Below are 18,444 nucleotides of genomic sequence, written 5' to 3'. Positions count from 1 at the left end.
TTTTTCGCTTCTAAACGATCCCCCTTGACCTTCCCCTTGATGGAAGGTTTACCCTTCTATAACGTCACCAAAGCCAATCAGCTTTGGCTCACCGAGAAGGAGTTTCACCATGTCTCATACGATTGATCTCACCCTGGATGGTCTGTCCTGCGGCCATTGCGTTAAACGAGTAAAAGAAAGTCTGGAAAAACGCCCTGATGTTGACACCGCTGAAGTCACCATTACTTCCGCTCAGGTCACCGGCAGCGCGTCTGCCGAGGCGTTAATCGACACCATAAAAGAAGCCGGATACGGGGCGGAGTTAAGCCACCCAAAGGCTGATCCGCTGGCAGAGTCATCAATCCCGTCGGAAGCACTGACAGCGGCGCCTACCTCGCTTCCGGCAGACGCGTCGTACGATGACAGCCAACAGCTGCTGATCGACGGCATGAGCTGCGCCAGTTGCGTAAGCCGGGTGCAAAACGCGCTGTCAGGCGTGCCCGGCGTGACCCAGGCACGGGTGAATCTTGCGGAGCGCACCGCGTTAGTGATGGGTAGCGCTTCCGCAAGCGAGTTAATCAGCGCGGTTGAGAAAGCCGGATACGGCGCTGAAGCGATTGAAGATGATAACGAGCGCCGCGAGCGCCAGCAGCAAACCGCCCAGGCGGCAATGAAACGCTTTCGCTGGCAATCCGCCCTCGCGCTGGCCGTGGGCGTACCGGTGATGATCTGGGGCATGTTCGGCGACAATATGATGGTCACCGAGGATAACCGCTCATTGTGGCTGGTTATCGGCGCGATCACCCTGGGCGTGATGATTTTCGCGGGCGGCCACTTTTACCGCAGCGCCTGGAAAAGCCTGATGAACGGCACCGCCACCATGGATACCCTGGTGGCACTCGGCACCGGGGCCGCCTGGCTGTTTTCGATGAGCGTCAACCTGTGGCCGCAGTGGTTCCCGATGGAAGCACGCCATCTTTACTACGAAGCCAGCGCCATGATTATCGGCTTGATTAACCTCGGCCATATGCTGGAAGCCAGGGCGCGCCAGCGGTCGTCAAAAGCGCTGGAACGGCTGCTTGATCTCACACCGCCCACCGCGCGCGTGGTCACCGAAAACGGCGAGCAAACGCTGCCACTGGCGGAAGTGCAGCCTGGCATGACGCTGCGCCTGACTACCGGCGATCGCGTTCCGGTCGATGGCGAAATCACCGAGGGTGAAGCCTGGCTTGATGAAGCGATGCTGACCGGCGAGCCGATACCGCAGCAAAAAGGCGTCAGCGAAAGCGTCCACGCCGGGACCGTGGTGCAGGATGGCAGCGTCTTGTTCCGCGCCAGCGCCGTCGGCAACCATACCACTCTGTCGCGCATTATTCGCATGGTGCGCCAGGCCCAGAGCAGTAAGCCGGAAATCGGCAAACTCGCCGACCGCATCTCCGCGGTGTTTGTCCCGGTCGTGGTGCTGATTGCGCTGCTCAGCGGCGCTATCTGGTACTTCTTCGGCCCGGCACCGCAAATCGTGTATACCCTGGTGATCACCACCACGGTACTGATTATCGCCTGTCCTTGCGCGCTAGGCCTGGCCACGCCGATGTCGATTATCTCCGGTGTAGGCCGCGCCGCCGAGTTTGGCGCGCTGGTGCGTGATGCCGATGCGCTGCAACGCGCCAGCACCCTCGACACGGTGGTGTTCGATAAAACCGGCACGCTGACCGAAGGCAAACCGCAGGTGGTTGCCGTGGTGACGTCCGGGGGCGTTGACGAGCAGCAGGCAGTGCGTCTGGCCGCCGCGCTGGAACAGGGTTCCAGCCATCCGCTGGCGCGCGCCATCCTCGATAAAGCGGAGTCGATGTCGCTGCCGCCGGTGAACGGATTCCGAACCCTGCGCGGGCTGGGCGTCAGCGGCGAAACCGAAGGCCATTCCCTGTTGCTGGGTAACCAGGCGCTGCTGCATGAACAGCAGGTCGATACCCGTGAGCTGGATGCGGAAATTGAACGCCAGGCCCAGCAAGGCGCGACGCCGGTGCTGCTCGCCATTGACGGTAAGGCCGCTGCGCTGCTGGCGATCCGCGATCCGCTGCGCGAAGACAGCCGCGACGCGCTGGCCCGTCTGCATCGCGAGGGCTACCGGCTGGTGATGTTAACCGGCGATAACGCCATCACCGCTCAGGCCATCGCCAGAGAAGCGGGTATTGATGAGGTGATTGCGGGCGTGCTGCCGGATGGCAAAGCGGAGGCGATTGCCAAACTGCAACGCGAAGGCCGTCAGGTCGCGATGGTCGGCGATGGAATTAACGACGCCCCTGCGCTGGCCCAGGCGGATGTGGGTATCGCTATGGGCGGCGGCAGCGACGTGGCGATTGAAACCGCCGCCATCACGCTGATGCGCCATAGCCTGATGGGCGTCGCCGATGCGCTGGCGATTTCCAAAGCCACGCTGCGCAATATGAAGCAAAACCTGCTGGGCGCGTTTATCTACAACACCCTGGGCATCCCGATTGCCGCCGGTATTCTGTGGCCGCTGACCGGGACGCTGTTAAACCCGGTGGTAGCCGGCGCGGCGATGGCGCTGTCGTCGATTACCGTGGTCAGCAACGCCAACCGCTTGTTGCGCTTTAAACCCAAAGCCTGATGATTCGCCCGGGAGCCTTTCCCGGGCTTATTTGCACCTTTCTGTTCAGCGCGTTAGCATGAGTTCTTTTACCGGGAACGCATTTATGGGCTTGTTCGATCGTCTGCGCGCACTGCTGGGGAGCTTTTCTCCCGTCAATCCCTGGCCCGCCATCGACATAACGCTGCCCGGAAAACGCTATCTTCACCTGGTCGGCAGCATCCATATGGGCACCAGGGATATGTCGCCGCTTTCAGCACGCCTGGTTGATAAGGTGCGTCGCGCCGATGCCTTGATCGTCGAAGCGGATATCCGCGAAGGCGGTTCGCCGTTCGGCTTTGATCAGTCTGAATGCCCGCTGGCTGAGCGTCTGGATGCGTCCAGCCTTGAGCAAATTGAAAAAATCGCCAGCGAGCTGTCGATTCCCCTCGCGCGTCTGGATCATCAGCCGGCCTGGCAGGTGGCGTTAATGTTACAGGCCCATCAGGCGCAAAGCCTCGGGCTGCGCCCGGAATACGGCATCGACTATCAGCTGTTGCAGGCCGCTCAGGCCAATAACACCCGGGTAATGGAGCTTGAAGGCGCAGACAGCCAGATTGCCCTGCTGCGCCAGCTGCCTGAACAGGGGCTGGGTTTGCTGCAGGACACCCTCACCCACTGGCACACCAATGCACGGCTGTTGCAGTTAATGATTGGCTGGTGGCTCGGTAACCCGCCACGCGACAGCCACGTCTCTCTGCCCAATACTTTCGCGCACGATCTTTATGACGTGCTGATGCATCAGCGCAACCAGGCATGGTGCGAATTTCTTCATAACCTCCCGCCAGGCCGTTACGTGGTGGCGGTGGGCGCGCTGCACCTGTATGGCGAAGGCAATGTGCCGGCCCTGCTGAAGAACCCGTAGCGGATGCGCAATTTTGTTCTATTTTTCCGCTGCCTTAGCTTTTAACCTTTTCTGATGACTGAACCACAATCAGGTAATTACCATGACACCCGCGGTCAAACTGCTCGAAAAAAACAAAATTCCTTTCAAAATTCACGCCTACGATCACGATCCCCACGACACCAATTTTGGCGACGAGGCGGTGCGCAAACTGGGGCTCAATGCCGACCAGGTCTATAAAACGCTGTTGGTATCAATGAACGGCGACGGCAAGCAGCTGGCGGTGGCGGTTACCCCGGTGGCCACGCAGCTGGATTTGAAAAAAGTTGCCAAAGCGTTGGGTGCCAAGAAAGTGGATATGGCCGACCCGATGGTGGCGCAGCGCACCACCGGATATCTGGTGGGTGGCATCAGCCCGTTAGGCCAGAAAAAACGCCTGCCGACGCTGATTGACGCGCCCGCGCAGGATTTCCCGAGCATTTATATTTCCGGCGGCAAGCGCGGCCTGGATATCGAACTGGCTGCCGGGGATCTGGCGTCGCTACTCAACGCTACCTTTGCGGATATCGCCCGTCGCGATTAGCGCCCATAAAAAAACCGGGGCTGCATCGCCCCGGTTCGCTGAGCCCTATTTCCAGCTCACTTCGCCTTTCGGTTCGTAAGTATTCACATCCAGCGGCGAGTTCTGTTGGATGTACTGCTTCAGCACTTCCGCATCAATAAATCCGGTATTCACATAGCCCGGCTGGTTATCGATTTGTGGATAGCCGTCGCCGCCCGTGGCGTTAAAGCTCAGCGTCGCCATGCGGTAGGTTTTATTCGGATCCACTGGCTCGCCTTTGATTTTCAAGTCGCTCAGGGTGCCGCCCGAGGCGCTAAAACTCACGTTGGCAAACTGCGGGTAAGCCCCGGAATCCGGCTTTTTCTGCGCCACGGCGGTGAGATATTCCACTACGGCTTTGCCCGGCATATCGATATATACCAGAGTATTGCCGAAAGGCTGGACCTTGAGCACATCTTTATAGGTAATGTCGCCCGCCTCAATCGAGTCGCGGATACCACCGCCGCTCATCACCGCGAAGTCAGCCTCGGTACGCGCCATCTGCGCCGCCAGGATCAGGTGGCCGAGGTTGGTCTGTACAAAGCGAACTTTGCTACGGTCTCCTTCCAGGTGCCCGTTGACGTTGCCAATGTTCACCTCAAGCTGCGCCTTGCCCTTGCTCTGGAACGGCGACAGCAGCGAGAGCATTTTCTGGTTCTCGGCGATTTCCGGGGTGTAAAGAATGCGCTCGCTTTTGCCGTTGTCCCAGGTGACTTTTTTCTTCAGGTTCACCGGGATCAGCTGATAATTCACCAGCTTCATCTCGCCGTTGCGGAATTCAAAATCCGCGCGGCCTACGTATTTGCCCCATTCGTGGGCCTGTACAATCCAGATGCCGTTCTGGCGATCCGGCGCGCACGGCGTACCCGGCACGTAGTCCTGCTGTTTTTTATTTTCCGCCGCCATACACACCGGATTTTGCGAATGGCCGCCGACAATCATTGCCAGCGCGCCTGTCGGCAGGCTGCGCGCCATTTCCACATCACCCGGCGCGTTGGAGCCGTGTTCGCCGTTATCGTAGTGCCCCATATGGGTAGTGGCGATAATCACATCCGGCTTTTCGGTTTGCTGTAATTCCTGGATCACCAGCTTCGCTTCGTCCGCCGGTTTGCGGAATTCGATATCGGTGAAGAATTCCGGATTGCCGATTTTCGCGGTGTCGTCGGTGGTCAGGCCGATGACCGCAATGTTTAAATCCTGACGCTTAAACAGCGCCCAGGGTTTAAACAGCCGTTCACCGGTGCTTTTCTGGTAAATATTGGCGGAAAGGAACGGGAATTTGGCCCACTTTTCCTGCTGGCGTAAAACGGTAAGCGGATTATCAAATTCATGATTGCCGACGGCCATCGCGTCGTAGCCAATCAGATTCATCCCGCGGAAATCAGGCTCGGCGTCCTGTAAATCGGATTCCGGCACTCCGGTATTGATATCGCCGCCGGAAAGTAACAGCACGCTGCCACCCTGTTCGGCGACCTGCTGCCGAATGCTGTCCACCAGCGTTTTCTGCGCGGCGAGTCCATATTCGCCGTATTCGTTACGCCAGAAATGGCCGTGGTGATCGTTGGTATGAAGGATGGTGATTTTATACGTTTTATCTTGCTGGTATGCCTGCGCGGGCGCGCTCAGCATCCCGAAGGCCATAAACAATGTCAGTGCCAGGCCAGATTTGGCTAACCCCATGTCAAAGCTCCCTTTAAAATTACTTTTACGCAAAAAGTATAGCGGTAAGCCACCCTATACCACTTCCTTTTCAGATTTGCGACTTTCCTCGTTCCGGGATGCGCTGTATGTTAGCAAGGTAACTATTCTCCTCACGGATAATTACCTGCGTTATCCGCAAATAATAAAACCGTTATTTTTGGAATCTATGGCATGAGTGAACAAACCCAGTCGATAACCGGGCAACCGGCTTTGCCGCCAAAAAGCCGCACGTCGTTCGGCATTTTAGGCGCAATCAGCCTTTCACATTTATTAAACGATATGATCCAGTCGCTGATCCTGGCGCTGTATCCGCTATTGCAGGCTGAATTTACCCTGAGCTTTGTGCAGATCGGCATGATAACCCTGACCTTCCAGCTCACTTCGTCGCTACTGCAACCGGTGGTCGGTCACTATACCGATAAATACCCGATGCCCTGGTCGCTGCCGATTGGTATGTGCTTTACCCTGTGCGGGCTGGTGCTGCTGGCGATGGCGGGCAGTTTCCCGATGGTCCTGCTGGCGGCGGCGCTGGTCGGCACCGGCTCGTCGGTGTTCCACCCGGAATCCTCGCGCGTGGCGCGTATGGCCTCCGGCGGTCGTCATGGCCTGGCTCAATCACTGTTCCAGGTTGGCGGCAACTTCGGCAGCTCTCTCGGCCCGCTGCTGGCGGCCATCATTATCGCGCCTTATGGCAAAGGCAATGTGGGCTGGTTTGTGCTGGCCGCGCTGCTGGCGATTGTGGTGCTGGCGCAGGTGAGCCGCTGGTATGCCGCGCAGCATCGGCTGGCAAAAAGCCGCCCGGCGGTGAAAATCGAAAATCCGCTGCCGCGCCCGCAGGTGATTCAGGCGATTAGCGTGCTGCTGATCCTGATTTTCTCGAAGTACTTTTATATGGCGAGTATCAGCAGCTACTTCACCTTCTATCTGATGGAGAAGTTCAGCCTGTCGGTGCAAAGCGCCCAGCTTCACCTGTTTGGCTTTTTGTTCGCCGTGGCGGCGGGCACCGTCATCGGCGGGCCAGTGGGCGATAAGATTGGTCGCAAACTGGTCATCTGGGGTTCCATCCTCGGCGTCGCGCCCTTTACACTGATCCTGCCTTACGCAAACTTATGGTGGACGGGAGTATTAACGGGCATCATCGGCTTCATTCTGGCCTCGGCGTTTTCGGCCATTCTGGTGTATGCCCAGGAACTGATGCCAGGGCGCATTGGCATGGTTTCCGGGCTGTTCTTCGGCTTCGCCTTCGGCATGGGAGGGCTTGGCGCAGCGGTGCTTGGCTTCGTCGCTGACCAGACCAGTATTTTTCTGGTTTATAAAATCTGCGCTTTCCTGCCGCTTTTGGGGATACTGACGGTATTCCTGCCGGATACACGCCGCAAAGCGTAACGTTATGCGGCCAAAGCCCTGTTTTGGCCGCTGCTGTACCCCGCATATCCTCACGCTTTATGCTCAATAAAGACGGAAATCCACTCTCTGGTGCTGTTTTCTCGTCCAAATGCCATTTTTCTTCAAAATTCAACAATTATTCATAAACGAGACGTATGAAATTGTCATAAACTATTTACAGGAGGCTTGGTTTTAACCAGGTCGGGAGCCACTGAATACGAAAGGAGACGGAATGCATCACGCCACCCCGCTTATCACCACCATTGTCGGCGGCCTCGTGCTCGCTTTTTTGCTGGGCATGCTGGCCAACAGGTTACGTATATCACCGCTGGTGGGATATTTGCTTGCTGGGGTTTTAGCAGGGCCATTTACGCCGGGTTTTGTGGCTGACACCAAACTTGCGCCAGAGCTGGCGGAGCTTGGGGTTATCCTGCTGATGTTTGGCGTGGGATTGCATTTCTCGATTAAGGATTTGATGGCGGTAAAGTCGATAGCCATCCCGGGCGCCATCGCGCAGATTGCGGTGGCGACGCTATTGGGGATGGGGCTTGCCTGGACGCTTGGCTGGTCAATTATGACCGGCATCGTGTTTGGTTTGTGTCTTTCCACCGCCAGTACCGTGGTGCTGCTGCGGGCGCTTGAAGAACGGCAGTTAATCGACAGCCAGCGCGGGCAAATCGCCATCGGCTGGCTGATTGTCGAAGATTTGGTGATGGTATTGACGCTGGTGTTGCTGCCCGCCGTGGCAGGAATGCTGGAAAAAGGCAACGTCGGGCTGGCCTCTCTGTCGCTGGATATGGGGATCACCATCGGCAAAGTGGTGGCGTTTATCGCCCTGATGATGCTGGTAGGCCGTCGCGTCGTACCGTGGATCCTGGCGCGCAGCGCGGCGACCGGTTCCCGCGAACTGTTTACCCTGTCGGTGCTGGCGCTGGCGCTGGGCATTGCCTTTGGTGCGGTTGAACTGTTCGATGTCTCCTTTGCCCTCGGCGCGTTCTTCGCCGGGATGGTGCTCAACGAATCGGAACTGAGCCATCGCGCCGCCCACGACACGCTGCCGCTGCGTGATGCCTTCGCGGTGCTGTTCTTTGTTTCCGTCGGCATGCTGTTTGACCCGCTGATTTTGATTCAGCAGCCGCTGGCGGTGCTGGGTACGGTTATCATCATTATCTTCGGTAAATCACTGGCGGCGTTTGCCCTGGTACGGTTGTTTGGTCACTCGCAGCGCACGGCATTAACCATTTCTACCAGCCTGGCGCAGATTGGCGAATTTGCTTTCATCCTGGCGGGCCTGGGCATGGCGCTCGACCTGCTGCCGCAGGAGGGCCAGAATCTGGTGCTGGCGGGGGCAATCCTGTCGATTATGCTCAACCCGATCCTGTTCGCCATTCTTGAAAAATATCTCGATAAAACCGAGACCCTGGAAGAGCAGACGCTTGAAGAGGCGCTGGAAGAAGAGCAGCAACATCCGGTGGATATTTGCAACCATGCGCTGCTGGTGGGCTATGGCCGCGTCGGCAGCCTGCTGGGCGAGAAGCTGATGGAGCAAGGCATTCCGCTGGTGGTGGTCGAAACGTCCCGCACGCGGGTAGATGAATTACGCTCGCGCGGCATTCGTGCTGTTCTGGGTAATGCCGCCAACGAAGAGATCCTGAGCCTGGCGCATCTGGACTGCGCACGCTGGCTGCTGCTGACCATTCCCAACGGCTACGAGGCGGGCGAGATCGTGGCAACCGCCCGCACTAAATGCCCGGATATCGAGATTATCGCCCGCGCCCATTACGATGATGAAGTGGACTACATCAGTGAACGCGGTGCTAATGAGGTGGTGATGGGCGAACGTGAAATCGCCAACACCATGCTGGCGCTGTTGGGTAAATCGCAGCTGGATGAGGCGGTGACGGGGTAATTCCGGTTAATCACTTTCATCAATAAAAAAGGCGGGTCAGCATCACTGACCCGCCTTTTTATTGGGCGCTCGCTTACCGCTCCCAGTATGCCTCTTCCAGGCTATCTTCACGCTCCGGCAGGCCGCGCGTCAGGCGTGGGGAGTGCTGGTTTAAAACCTGATAGCTCACGCGGTTGGCGTATTTGCACACCTGGGCCAGCGACGAGTAGGTCAGCCAGTTAAATTTATGCTTGCTGGAGTTCGGCACGTTGCTGCGATGGTAGTTATTGGCGGTAATATCATGCAGCAATGCCGCCAGCGCGCCGTCGCCTGCGCCATTGGTGTTCATGATTTTTTCCGGGCCGCCCATATACGGCGCGATATGCGAGAAAATACGCAGCGGCTGCTGGCAGTCCTGCAAGCGCATCACGCGGCTAAACTCATACTGGTTGAACTCGGCAATCGCCCCCGGCAGCAGGGGATGCTGGGTTTTGCGCTTCGCCTCTTCCTCGGTATAACCGGCCATATACAGGCCTACCGGTCCGGCAGTACACAGCACCAGATCGACCCAGTCCAGCGCCTTATTAGACGCCAGCAGCGGATCGCTTTCCCCGGTCAACGCCAGCGCTTCTTCTTCGTTCATCGCCAGAATCGACACGTGCTCTTTCAGAAAGTCACGCCACCATTGCGGGTTATCGGCAATCACGTATTTGGTGCCCAGGGTCAACACCACCGGCACATTGTGCTTTTTGGCGTAACCGATGGCGGTCATGGTGGCTTGCGGCATCGGTTCGCCCGGCTTACAGCGCACCAGATAGGAGGTCAGTACCAGCGCGGATGCCCCGGCGATCACCGCTTCAGGAATGCTTTCCGGACGCAGTTGATTCATGTGGCCAGGGCTGATGGCAAAAGTACGTTCGCCCTGCTCGCTGATCAGCGTAAAGCAGCGGCCAATTGCGCCGTCCACGCCCTGAAGATAGTTCAGGTCGGTGCGGCTGGACGTGTTGCACAGATAGCGATACGCGTAGCTACCCGGCGTAATGTTATTGCACATCACGCCCAGCAGCACGGAACGGTCATCGGCCAGCACCGAATAGTTGTGCATGGTATTGCCGATGGTGCCGCCGGCAAACTGGTGGGTGATGAGGTTTTCGCGTACCAGTTCCTGATAAAGCGCTTCCGCTACATCATCTTCAATCACCAGCGAATGACCAAGGCTTAAGCCATAACGTTCCACAAACGCATCATCGACGCGCGCTTCGATATCCACCAGCGTCTGGTCAATGCCCACTACCCATGACGGGCTGGCTTCGTTATCGGGCTGGGCCTGTTGCAGCAGCAACGGATCGCGCAGGCTGACGGGAAAATAGTGTTTAGATTTACGTTTACCGGGAAATTTCATGGGATGTGGATCGGTGGCTAATCAGGCGGAGAATGGTAACACACTCCGCCATTGCCGGGCAGGTTCAATAGTGACGGCGCAGATCGCAGTTTCCCACCCCACGGGTCATAAAATAGCCCGTAATCACAAGGAGGATGTCATGAAACGGGAAAACAAAATTCAGGTTCTGGAACGCATCTCCGATGAGATGCGCGCCGTGGTGGCTTATCAGCAGCCAGATTTGCCGCCCTGGCTTGGCGATTCGCCGCTCGCCGTGCAGCGCCGCTATTATCAGCAGGAGCGTCAATTCTGGAATGCGGATGCGCCGCCGATGCAGCATACCCTGACGCAATCTGTGCCAACCGCTTATGGTTCTGTGAATACCCGCATTTATTACCCACAACCCGAAAGCCCGGCCACGTTAATCTACTTGCATGGCGGCGGATTTATACTCGGCAATCTGGATACGCATGACCGGATCATGCGTTTGCTGGCGCATTACACCCGCTGCGCGGTGATTGGCGTGGACTATACCCTCTCGCCGGAAGCACATTATCCCCAGGCGATAGAGGAGACCGTCGCGGTCTGCGAATTCTTTTATCGTCACGGCCAGCGGTTCGCCCTCAATATGTCTCAGATGAGCTTCGGCGGGGATTCAGCGGGGGCATTGTTAGCGATATCTGTCGCACTCTGGCTACGCGATCGCGGCCTTCGTTATGGAAAGATAACCAGCGTGCTGTTGTGGTACGGCCTTTATGGCTTGCAGGATTCCGCCAGCCGACGTTTATATGGCGGGGAATGGGATGGATTAACCCGTAATGATTTGGTCGCCTATGAGCAGGCTTACCTGAGAACTGACCAGGACCGGGAGTCGCCCTGGTACTGTATATTCAATAACGATCTGGCTCGCGACGTACCGCCTTGCTTTATCGCCAGTGCGGAGTACGACCCGCTGATTGATGATAGCCGGGCGCTGTATCACACATTGCAGGCCCACCGTCAGCCTTGTGAGTACCGAATGTATCCGGGGACGTTACATGCGTTCCTGCACTATTCGCGCATGATGAAAACGGCTGACGATGCGCTACGTGATGGGGCGCGGTATCTGCTGACGCAACTCGATCAGCGATAGCGCGAGATCAGTTGCACCATCATTTCGATATGTGCCGCATCGTCGTTCAGCGCCGGAATGTACTCATATTTCTCGCCGCCCGCTTCCAGGAAAATTTCGCGGTTCTGCTCGGCGATCTCCTCCAGCGTTTCCAGGCAGTCCGCCGCAAAGCCCGGGCACATCACCTGAATATGTTTGATGCCTTTTTCCGGCAACATTTTCAGGGTTTCGTCGGTGTACGGCGTTAACCACGGCTCGCGGCCAAAGCGCGACTGAAAGGTCATCATGGTTTTTTCCGGTGCGATTTCCAGCGCGCCTACCAGCTCGCGGGTGGTATCGCGGCAGCGCTGCGGATAGTCGTCGCCCTCATCGGCGTATCGCTGCGGGATGCCGTGATAGGACATCAGCAGCAAATCCGGTTCCCCGTGTTGCGCGAAGGATTGCCGCACGGTGCCCGCCAGCGCGTTGATGTACGCCGGATGATCGGCATAGTCGCGAATGAAATTCACGCCCGGAATGCGGCGATAAAGCGTGAGGATACGCGCCAGCTCATCCCATACGGCAGCCACCGTGGAACAGGAATATTGCGGATAAAGCGGCAGCACGATGATATTGGTAACGCCGTTTTCCACCAGTTCCGCCACAGCGCTATCCAGCGACGGTCTGCCGTAGCTCATGCCCAGCACCACCGGAATATCGGGCAAGCGAGCCGATAGCGCCTGCTGTTGGCGGCGGCTATACACCAGCAGCGGCGAGCCCTCTTCCATCCAGATCGATTGATAGAGTTTGGCGACGCGGGGCGAACGCAGCGGCAGGATCACACCGCGCAGCAGCGGCCACCACAGCAGCGGAGAAGTGTCTACAACGCGTTTGTCGCTTAAGAACTGGCGTAGATAGCGTTTAACCGCCGGGGCCGTCGGGGCATCCGGAGTACCGAGATTGACCAGTAAAATACCTGTTTTATCGAAACGCATTACCCGCCCTTACCTGACTAAATGGCTGATAATTGTAGCTGAAAAGCTGGCAGGATAAATCTATTGATATGAGAGCCAACTCCCTTCTTCGGGAAAGAAAAGCGCTGGCTCTGGATGATGCGGCGAGGAATTAACCGAGGATTTTTTCCAGTTCTGCGCGAACTTCGCTGACCGCTTTGGTGCCGTCAACTTTCGCGTACTGGGTGTTGCCCGCCTGCGCTTCCTGCTGGTAATAGCCGATCAGCGGCGCGGTCATCTGATGGTATTCCACCAGGCGCTTACGCACGGTTTCTTCCTGATCGTCTTTACGGGTGGTCAGCTCTTCGCCGGTCACGTCGTCTTTACCTTCCACTTTCGGCGGATTGAATTTGACGTGGTAAACGCGGCCAGATGCAGCGTGTACGCGGCGGCCAATGATACGGTCAACAATCAGCTCATCCGGTACATCGAACTCAAGCACGTAATCCACTTTGATGCCCGCTTCTTTCATGGCGTCAGCCTGCGGAATGGTGCGCGGGAAACCGTCGAGCAGGAAACCGTTGCGGCAATCTTCCTGAGCAATGCGCTCTTTTACCAGGGCAATCACCAGCTCATCGGTCACCAGTTTGCCGGCGTCCATGATGTCTTTAGCCTGTTTGCCCAGCTCAGAGCCGGATTTTACCGCGGCGCGTAACATGTCACCGGTGGAGATTTGCGGAATGCCGTATTTCTCCATGATGAACTGTGCCTGAGTACCTTTTCCTGCGCCCGGAGCGCCGAGCAGAATAATACGCATTGCGTAATTCCCCATACGATTTGATTATTACTGGAAGTTGCGAGGCCAAAACCATACCACTAAAGGCAGTACTACGACAAGAAACGTGGGGCTGGTGAATGCTTTCAAGCATCTGAGGAGGCGCAATAAAACACAGAATGACGGGAATTTCCCCCTCTCAACGTAACGAGAGGGGGAAAAATCGGCGTTACGAAACCAGAAGCTGGTTCATGCGGCGAATAAACAAGTTTGGATCTTCCAGGGTGCCGCGTTCGGCCAGCAGCGCCTGATCGAGCAGCAATTCTACCCACTCTTTAAAGCGCGCTTCATCCTGAGTATCCGCCGTGCGTTTCACCAGCACGTGGTCCGGGTTCAGTTCGAAGATGTACTTCACTTCCGGCACCGCCTGGCCCGCAGCGGCAAACAGCTTCGCCATCTGGGTGCTCATTTCGTCGTTGTCGGTGGTCACAATCGCCGGGGTGTCGGTCAGACGGTGGGTAAAGCGCACCTCTTTCACGCGGTCGCCCAGCAGCGTTTTCACGCGCTCAACGAACGGCTCAAGGGCTTTTTCCGCTTCTTTGGTCTGCTCGTCCACTTCATCCGCCAGCTTGTCCAGCGACTCGTCCGCTTTGGCGATAGACTGGAATTTTTTGCCGTCGAATTCGGTCAGGTAGCTCATCATCCACTCGTCGATGCGATCGGAAAGCAGCAGCACTTCAATGCCTTTCTTACGCAGCAACTCCAGATGCGGGCTGCTCTTCGCCGCAGCGTAGCTGTCGGCAGTGATGTAGTAGATCTTCTCCTGGCCTTCTTTCATCCGCGCCACGTACTCTTCCAGCGACACGGTCTGCTCGGAAGAATCGGTATGGGTGGAGGCAAAGCGCAGCAGTTTGGCGATGGTTTCCTGGTTGGCGTTGTCTTCCGCCGGGCCTTCTTTCAGCACCAGGCCGAACTGCTTCCAGAAAGTCTGGTATTTTTCCGCGTCGTCTTTGGCCAGTTTTTCCAGGGTCTGCAGGGCGCGTTTGGTCAGCGCGTTACGCAGGTTGCGGGTCACGGTGCTGTCTTGCAGGATTTCACGCGATACGTTCAGCGGCAGGTCGTTGGAGTCGATCAGGCCGCGGATAAAGCGCAGGTAGTTCGGCATGAACTGCTCGGCGTCATCCATGATAAACACGCGCTGCACGTAGAGTTTCAGGCCGTGCTTATGATCGCGGTTCCACATATCCCACGGTGCCTGGGACGGCACATACAGCAGGCTGGTGTACTCCTGCTTACCTTCCACGCGGTTATGACTCCAGATCAGCGGATCGGTGAAGTCATGGGCGATATGTTTGTAGAACTCTTTGTACTCGTCATCGCTGATTTCAGATTTGCTGCGGGTCCACAGCGCCTGCGCTTTGTTGATTTTCTCGAAGCTGACGATGGTTTCGCCGTCTTTCTCTTCGTGCTTTTCGATTTCAACCGGCAGCGCGATATGATCGGAGTACTTACTGATGATCGAGCGCACGCGCCAGTCGTCGAGGAACTCGTCCTCGCCTTCGCGCAGGTGCAGGGTGATTTCGGTGCCGCGATCGGCTTTATTGATGTCTGCAACGGTGTATTCGCCTTCGCCCGCCGATTCCCAGAACACGCCCTCTTCAGCGCTAACGCCTGCGGCGCGGGTGCGCACGGTAACTTTATCCGCCACGATAAACGCGGAGTAGAAGCCCACGCCGAACTGGCCGATCAGCTGGCTGTCTTTCGCCTGATCGGAGCCCATGCTTTCCAGGAACGCTTTGGTGCCGGATTTGGCGATGGTACCCAGGTGATCGATCACCTCATCGCGGGTCATCCCGATGCCGTTATCGGCAATAGTCAGGGTGCGATTGGCTTTGTCAAAAGAAACGCGCACGCGCAGATCGCCGTCCCCCGCGTACAGATCCGGGTTAGACAGCGCGCGGAAACGCAGCTTGTCTGCCGCATCGGAGGCGTTGGAAATCAGCTCGCGCAGGAAAATTTCTTTGTTGGAATACAGGGAATGGATCATCAGGTGCAGAAGCTGTTTTACTTCTGACTGGAAACCACGGGTTTCTTGTCCTTTCATTTAAGTCGACCTCAACAATGCCATTTAATGGGGTGGTAAAACGTTGAGGGAGAAATGGGGATAGCGGAAGGGAATTTCAAGCGGAGCGTGTGAAGACACGCTCCGAATGATTAAAAAACAATCTTATGGCGGCCCACCAGCGAGTGAGACAGCGTGGTGCCATCCACCATTTCCAGTTCGCCGCCGACCGGCACGCCGTGGGCGATGCGGCTGGCGTCAACGCCGTACTGCCCGCACAGTTCCGCGATGTAGTTGGCCGTGGCTTCGCCTTCCACCGTGGGGTTGGTGGCGAGGATCACCTCTTTCAGCGATTCCGTTTCCAGACGCTGCTCAAGGCGATCCAGACCGATGTCCTGCGGGCCAATTCCGTCCAGCGGAGAGAGATGGCCCATCAGCACAAAGTAGCGGCCGGAAAACTGCCCGGTCTGCTCAATCGCATAGATATCCGCCGGGCTTTCCACTACGCAGATTTGGCCATTTTCCCGACGGCGCGGGTTGGCGCAAATATGGCAGATCTCCTGCTCGGTGAAGGTGCGGCAGTCGGCGCAGTGGCCGATTTCCGACATGGCGCGAGTCAACGCCTGCGCCAGACGCATGCCGCCGCTGCGATCGCGCTGTAACAGCGTGAAGGCCATACGCTGCGCCGATTTCGGGCCTACGCCCGGCAGGCAGCGCAGCGCTTCCATCAGTTGGGTCAGCAGAGGACTGGTTTGCATCAGAACGGCATCTTAAAGCCTGGCGGCAGCTGCATACCGGAAGACACAGAAGCCATTTTCTCTTTCTGGGTTTCTTCGATACGACGCGCGGCATCGTTGAACGCAGCGGCAACCAGATCTTCCAGCATGTCTTTGTCGTCTTCCAGCAGGCTCGGATCGATTTCCACGCGACGGCAGTTGTGCGCGCCGTTGATGGTCACTTTCACCAGGCCCGCGCCGGATTCGCCGGTCACTTCCAGCTGCGCGATCTCTTCCTGCATCTGCGCCATTTTTTCCTGCATCTGCTGGGCTTGCTTCATCAGATTACCCAGACCGCCTTTTCCAAACATATGCATCTCTCTTTACTTAGGGGCTCGCCGGGCGTTATCCGCTCAGCGATACCGGGTTTACAACAGGCAGAAGGCCTGCCCGTCAAAGGGGGCGAATGCTCTCTTCATCCAGATCGGCATCGAAGAAACGACGCAGAGTCTGGATGTTGGCATCCGCGATGATCGACTCGCGCGCCTGCGCCAGCTTCTCTTCATAAATCGCCTGACGCCACTCAAGCGGCGTACGCTGGGCGAGATTATCATCTTCAATGATAGTCAGTTCAATCGGCATACCGTACAGCTGGCTCATCGCCTCGCTGATGGTCTGCCGCGCCGCCGGCGAATTTAAATGACGCTGGGTGGTGCGCAGGTGCAGGCAAATTTTCGGCCCGTCCTGCTCTTTCCAGGCGTTCAGCGCCACCTGCTCTACCAGCTTCGGCAGTTTTAATAAGCTTACATCACGCGCCCACTCATCGCGCTCCAGAGATTCCTGGGCCAGCTTCGCGGCCAGCTCGGGGGTTTTCTCGTGCTCAAGCGCTTTTTTCAGCGCCTTCGGCGTGGCGACCGGTTCCGGCGTGACTTCCACCACGTTTTGCGCCTTCCAGCGGTAGGCTTCCGGCTTGGCCGGCGCGCTCTCCTGCGGGGCTTTCGCCGGTTTAGCTTTTACCCGTTCGGTGACCGATGCCAGTCGTTCGAGCGCGGAGTTATTCACCGGCCGCGCGGTACCTGGCGCTGCCGGTTCACTCTTTTTTGCTTTGCTGCCCTCCTGGGCTTTCTGCAAACGGCTGCGGGCTTCCAGCAGATGGCTGGTAGCGTCGGGCAGCGGGACGTTCGATGCGGGCGGCTGCGGTGCGACCGGAGACGGTGCTTCCACGCGGGCGACAGGCTGTGCCGCCACCGCCGGGATCGCGGTCTGTACCGGTTGCGGCTCCGCTATCGGCGCGCGGGGATGAAATGCCAGCGCGCGCAGCAGCGTCATCTCAACGCCCATCCGGCGGTCCGGTGCCCAGGGCAGCTCTTTGCGGCCAATCAGCAGCGTTTGGTAGTAGAGCTGCACGTCCGCTGGCGACAGCGTACGCGCCAGCTCACGCAGGCGCTGTTCGATATTTGCCATATCGCTGCCGATAGCGGCGGGAGAAAGCTGGACCATCGCGATGCGATGCAGCAGGCTGAGCATTTCCACCAACAGCGCTTCCCACTCGACGCCGCGCGAGTGCGCCTCGTTAATCAGGCGCATTACGGTTTCGCCTTCGGCGCGGGCCAACGCTTCAATCAGCGCCAGCGCCTGGGCGTCGTCGAGCGTACCCAGCATGGCGCTCACCGCCGCGGTGCTGACCTGCCCGTCGCCGCTGGCGATGGCCTGGTCGGTCAGGCTTAACGCGTCGCGCAGGCTACCTTCCGCCGCGCGCGCCAGCAGTTGCAGGGCGCGGGATTCGTGGTCGATTTTTTCCTGGGTGAGAATATGTTCCAGCTGATCGCGGATCTGCTCAACGTCCAGCGCTTTGAGATGGAATTGCAGGCAGCGCGACAGGATGGTCACCGGCAGCTTTTGCGGATCGGTGGTCGCCAGCAGGAATTTAACGTGCGCGGGCGGCTCTTCCAGCGTCTTTAACAGCGCGTTGAAGCTGTGGCGCGAGAGCATGTGCACTTCGTCAATCAGATAAACTTTGAAGCGGCCACGCGCGGGCGCGTACTGCACGTTATCCAGCAGATCGCGGGTGTCTTCCACCTTGGTACGCGACGCGGCGTCAATTTCGATTAAATCGACAAAACGCCCCTGCTCGATTTCGCGGCAGTTATCGCACACGCCGCACGGGGTCGCCGTAATGCCGGTTTCGCAGTTCAACCCTTTGGCTAACAGACGGGCAATCGAGGTTTTCCCGACGCCGCGCGTGCCGGAAAACAAGTACGCGTGGTGGATACGCCCGAGGGATAATCCGTTCGCCAGCGCGGTCAGTACATGTTCCTGGCCGACAACGTCTGCAAAGGTTTGTGGGCGCCATTTACGGGCTAAGACCTGATAACTCATGGGCTGGCTCTGAAATGCCTGGATGGTGAATAGAGAGGG

14 protein-coding genes and 1 other annotated feature are annotated in these 18,444 nt (G+C 57.7%); of the genes, 6 read left to right on the top strand and 8 right to left on the bottom strand.

From position 1 onward, the window contains the following. Positions 1-109 precede the first annotated feature (109 nt). The 3 genes from copA to ybaK all read left to right on the top strand — a co-directional run bounded on the left by copA (position 110) and on the right by ybaK (position 4,056). Entirely contained in the window at positions 110-2,611 is a 2,502-nt protein-coding gene (copA, locus tag FND52_RS19480) for a copper-exporting P-type ATPase CopA (RefSeq protein ID WP_144132738.1), read from the top strand. Positions 2,612-2,696: 85 nt separating this feature from the next. Beyond that, positions 2,697-3,494 carry a TraB/GumN family protein gene (locus tag FND52_RS19475; protein WP_144132736.1) on the top strand — a complete coding sequence of 266 codons (798 nt, stop codon included), beginning with the start codon at positions 2,697-2,699 and terminating at the stop codon, positions 3,492-3,494. Positions 3,495-3,576: 82 nt separating this feature from the next. Further along, positions 3,577-4,056 (top strand): Cys-tRNA(Pro)/Cys-tRNA(Cys) deacylase YbaK, encoded by a 480-nt coding sequence (ybaK, locus tag FND52_RS19470; RefSeq protein WP_125293933.1) that lies wholly within the window; start codon positions 3,577-3,579, stop codon positions 4,054-4,056. 45 nt (positions 4,057-4,101) lie between these two features. Here ybaK and ushA read toward each other — a convergent pair whose 3' ends face one another. Continuing rightward, positions 4,102-5,754 carry a bifunctional UDP-sugar hydrolase/5'-nucleotidase UshA gene (ushA, locus tag FND52_RS19465; protein WP_144132733.1) on the bottom strand — a complete coding sequence of 551 codons (1,653 nt, stop codon included), beginning with the start codon at positions 5,752-5,754 and terminating at the stop codon, positions 4,102-4,104. Positions 5,755-5,946: 192 nt separating this feature from the next. Here ushA and FND52_RS19460 point away from each other — a divergent pair, with 192 nt between their 5' ends. Beyond that, a complete protein-coding gene (locus tag FND52_RS19460; RefSeq protein ID WP_144132731.1) occupies positions 5,947-7,161 on the top strand; it encodes an MFS transporter in 1,215 nt (404 codons plus the stop codon). A 232-nt stretch (positions 7,162-7,393) separates the two neighbouring features. Further along, entirely contained in the window at positions 7,394-9,070 is a 1,677-nt protein-coding gene (gene ybaL / locus FND52_RS19455) for a YbaL family putative K(+) efflux transporter (protein ID WP_144132729.1), read from the top strand. A 73-nt stretch (positions 9,071-9,143) separates the two neighbouring features. On the opposite strand, the gene FND52_RS19450 is transcribed toward ybaL, so the two are convergent. Beyond that, the gene (locus tag FND52_RS19450; RefSeq protein ID WP_125293937.1) at positions 9,144-10,451 is read right to left on the bottom strand and encodes an inosine/guanosine kinase; all 1,308 of its coding nucleotides are present in this window, start codon (positions 10,449-10,451) and stop codon (positions 9,144-9,146) included. Positions 10,452-10,590: 139 nt separating this feature from the next. Here FND52_RS19450 and aes point away from each other — a divergent pair, with 139 nt between their 5' ends. Further along, positions 10,591-11,562: an acetyl esterase gene (aes, locus tag FND52_RS19445; RefSeq protein WP_144132727.1), complete on the top strand. Its 972-nt coding sequence runs from the start codon at positions 10,591-10,593 to the stop codon at positions 11,560-11,562. On the opposite strand, the gene hemH is transcribed toward aes, so the two are convergent. The 6 genes from hemH to dnaX all read right to left on the bottom strand — a co-directional run bounded on the left by hemH (position 11,553) and on the right by dnaX (position 18,405). Next, the gene (gene hemH, locus FND52_RS19440; protein ID WP_144132725.1) at positions 11,553-12,515 is read right to left on the bottom strand and encodes a ferrochelatase; all 963 of its coding nucleotides are present in this window, start codon (positions 12,513-12,515) and stop codon (positions 11,553-11,555) included. The genes aes and hemH overlap by 10 nt on opposite strands. Positions 12,516-12,645: 130 nt before the next feature. Then, positions 12,646-13,290 carry an adenylate kinase gene (gene adk / locus FND52_RS19435; RefSeq protein WP_125293939.1) on the bottom strand — a complete coding sequence of 215 codons (645 nt, stop codon included), beginning with the start codon at positions 13,288-13,290 and terminating at the stop codon, positions 12,646-12,648. 187 nt (positions 13,291-13,477) lie between these two features. Next, positions 13,478-15,352, bottom strand: coding sequence for a molecular chaperone HtpG (gene htpG / locus FND52_RS19430; protein ID WP_144132723.1), 1,875 nt, complete (start codon positions 15,350-15,352; stop codon positions 13,478-13,480). 110 nt (positions 15,353-15,462) lie between these two features. Next, positions 15,463-16,068, bottom strand: a complete 606-nt coding sequence (recR, locus tag FND52_RS19425) for a recombination mediator RecR (protein ID WP_125293941.1) — start codon at positions 16,066-16,068, stop codon at positions 15,463-15,465. Further along, positions 16,068-16,397 carry a YbaB/EbfC family nucleoid-associated protein gene (locus FND52_RS19420; RefSeq protein ID WP_125293942.1) on the bottom strand — a complete coding sequence of 110 codons (330 nt, stop codon included), beginning with the start codon at positions 16,395-16,397 and terminating at the stop codon, positions 16,068-16,070. Before FND52_RS19420 ends, recR begins: the two co-directional genes overlap by 1 nt. An 82-nt stretch (positions 16,398-16,479) precedes the next feature. Beyond that, positions 16,480-18,405, bottom strand: coding sequence for a DNA polymerase III subunit gamma/tau (dnaX, locus tag FND52_RS19415; protein ID WP_144132721.1), 1,926 nt, complete (start codon positions 18,403-18,405; stop codon positions 16,480-16,482). Next, positions 17,083-17,147, bottom strand: a sequence feature (DnaX frameshifting element). It overlaps the preceding gene by 65 nt. Positions 18,406-18,444: the final 39 nt, after the last annotated feature.

Source organism: Atlantibacter subterraneus (assembly GCF_007570865.1).
Lineage (GTDB): Bacteria > Pseudomonadota > Gammaproteobacteria > Enterobacterales > Enterobacteriaceae > Atlantibacter > Atlantibacter subterraneus.
The sequence above is the reverse complement of the archived record's forward strand: the minus strand, read 5'-3'. Positions and strand labels throughout refer to the sequence as shown.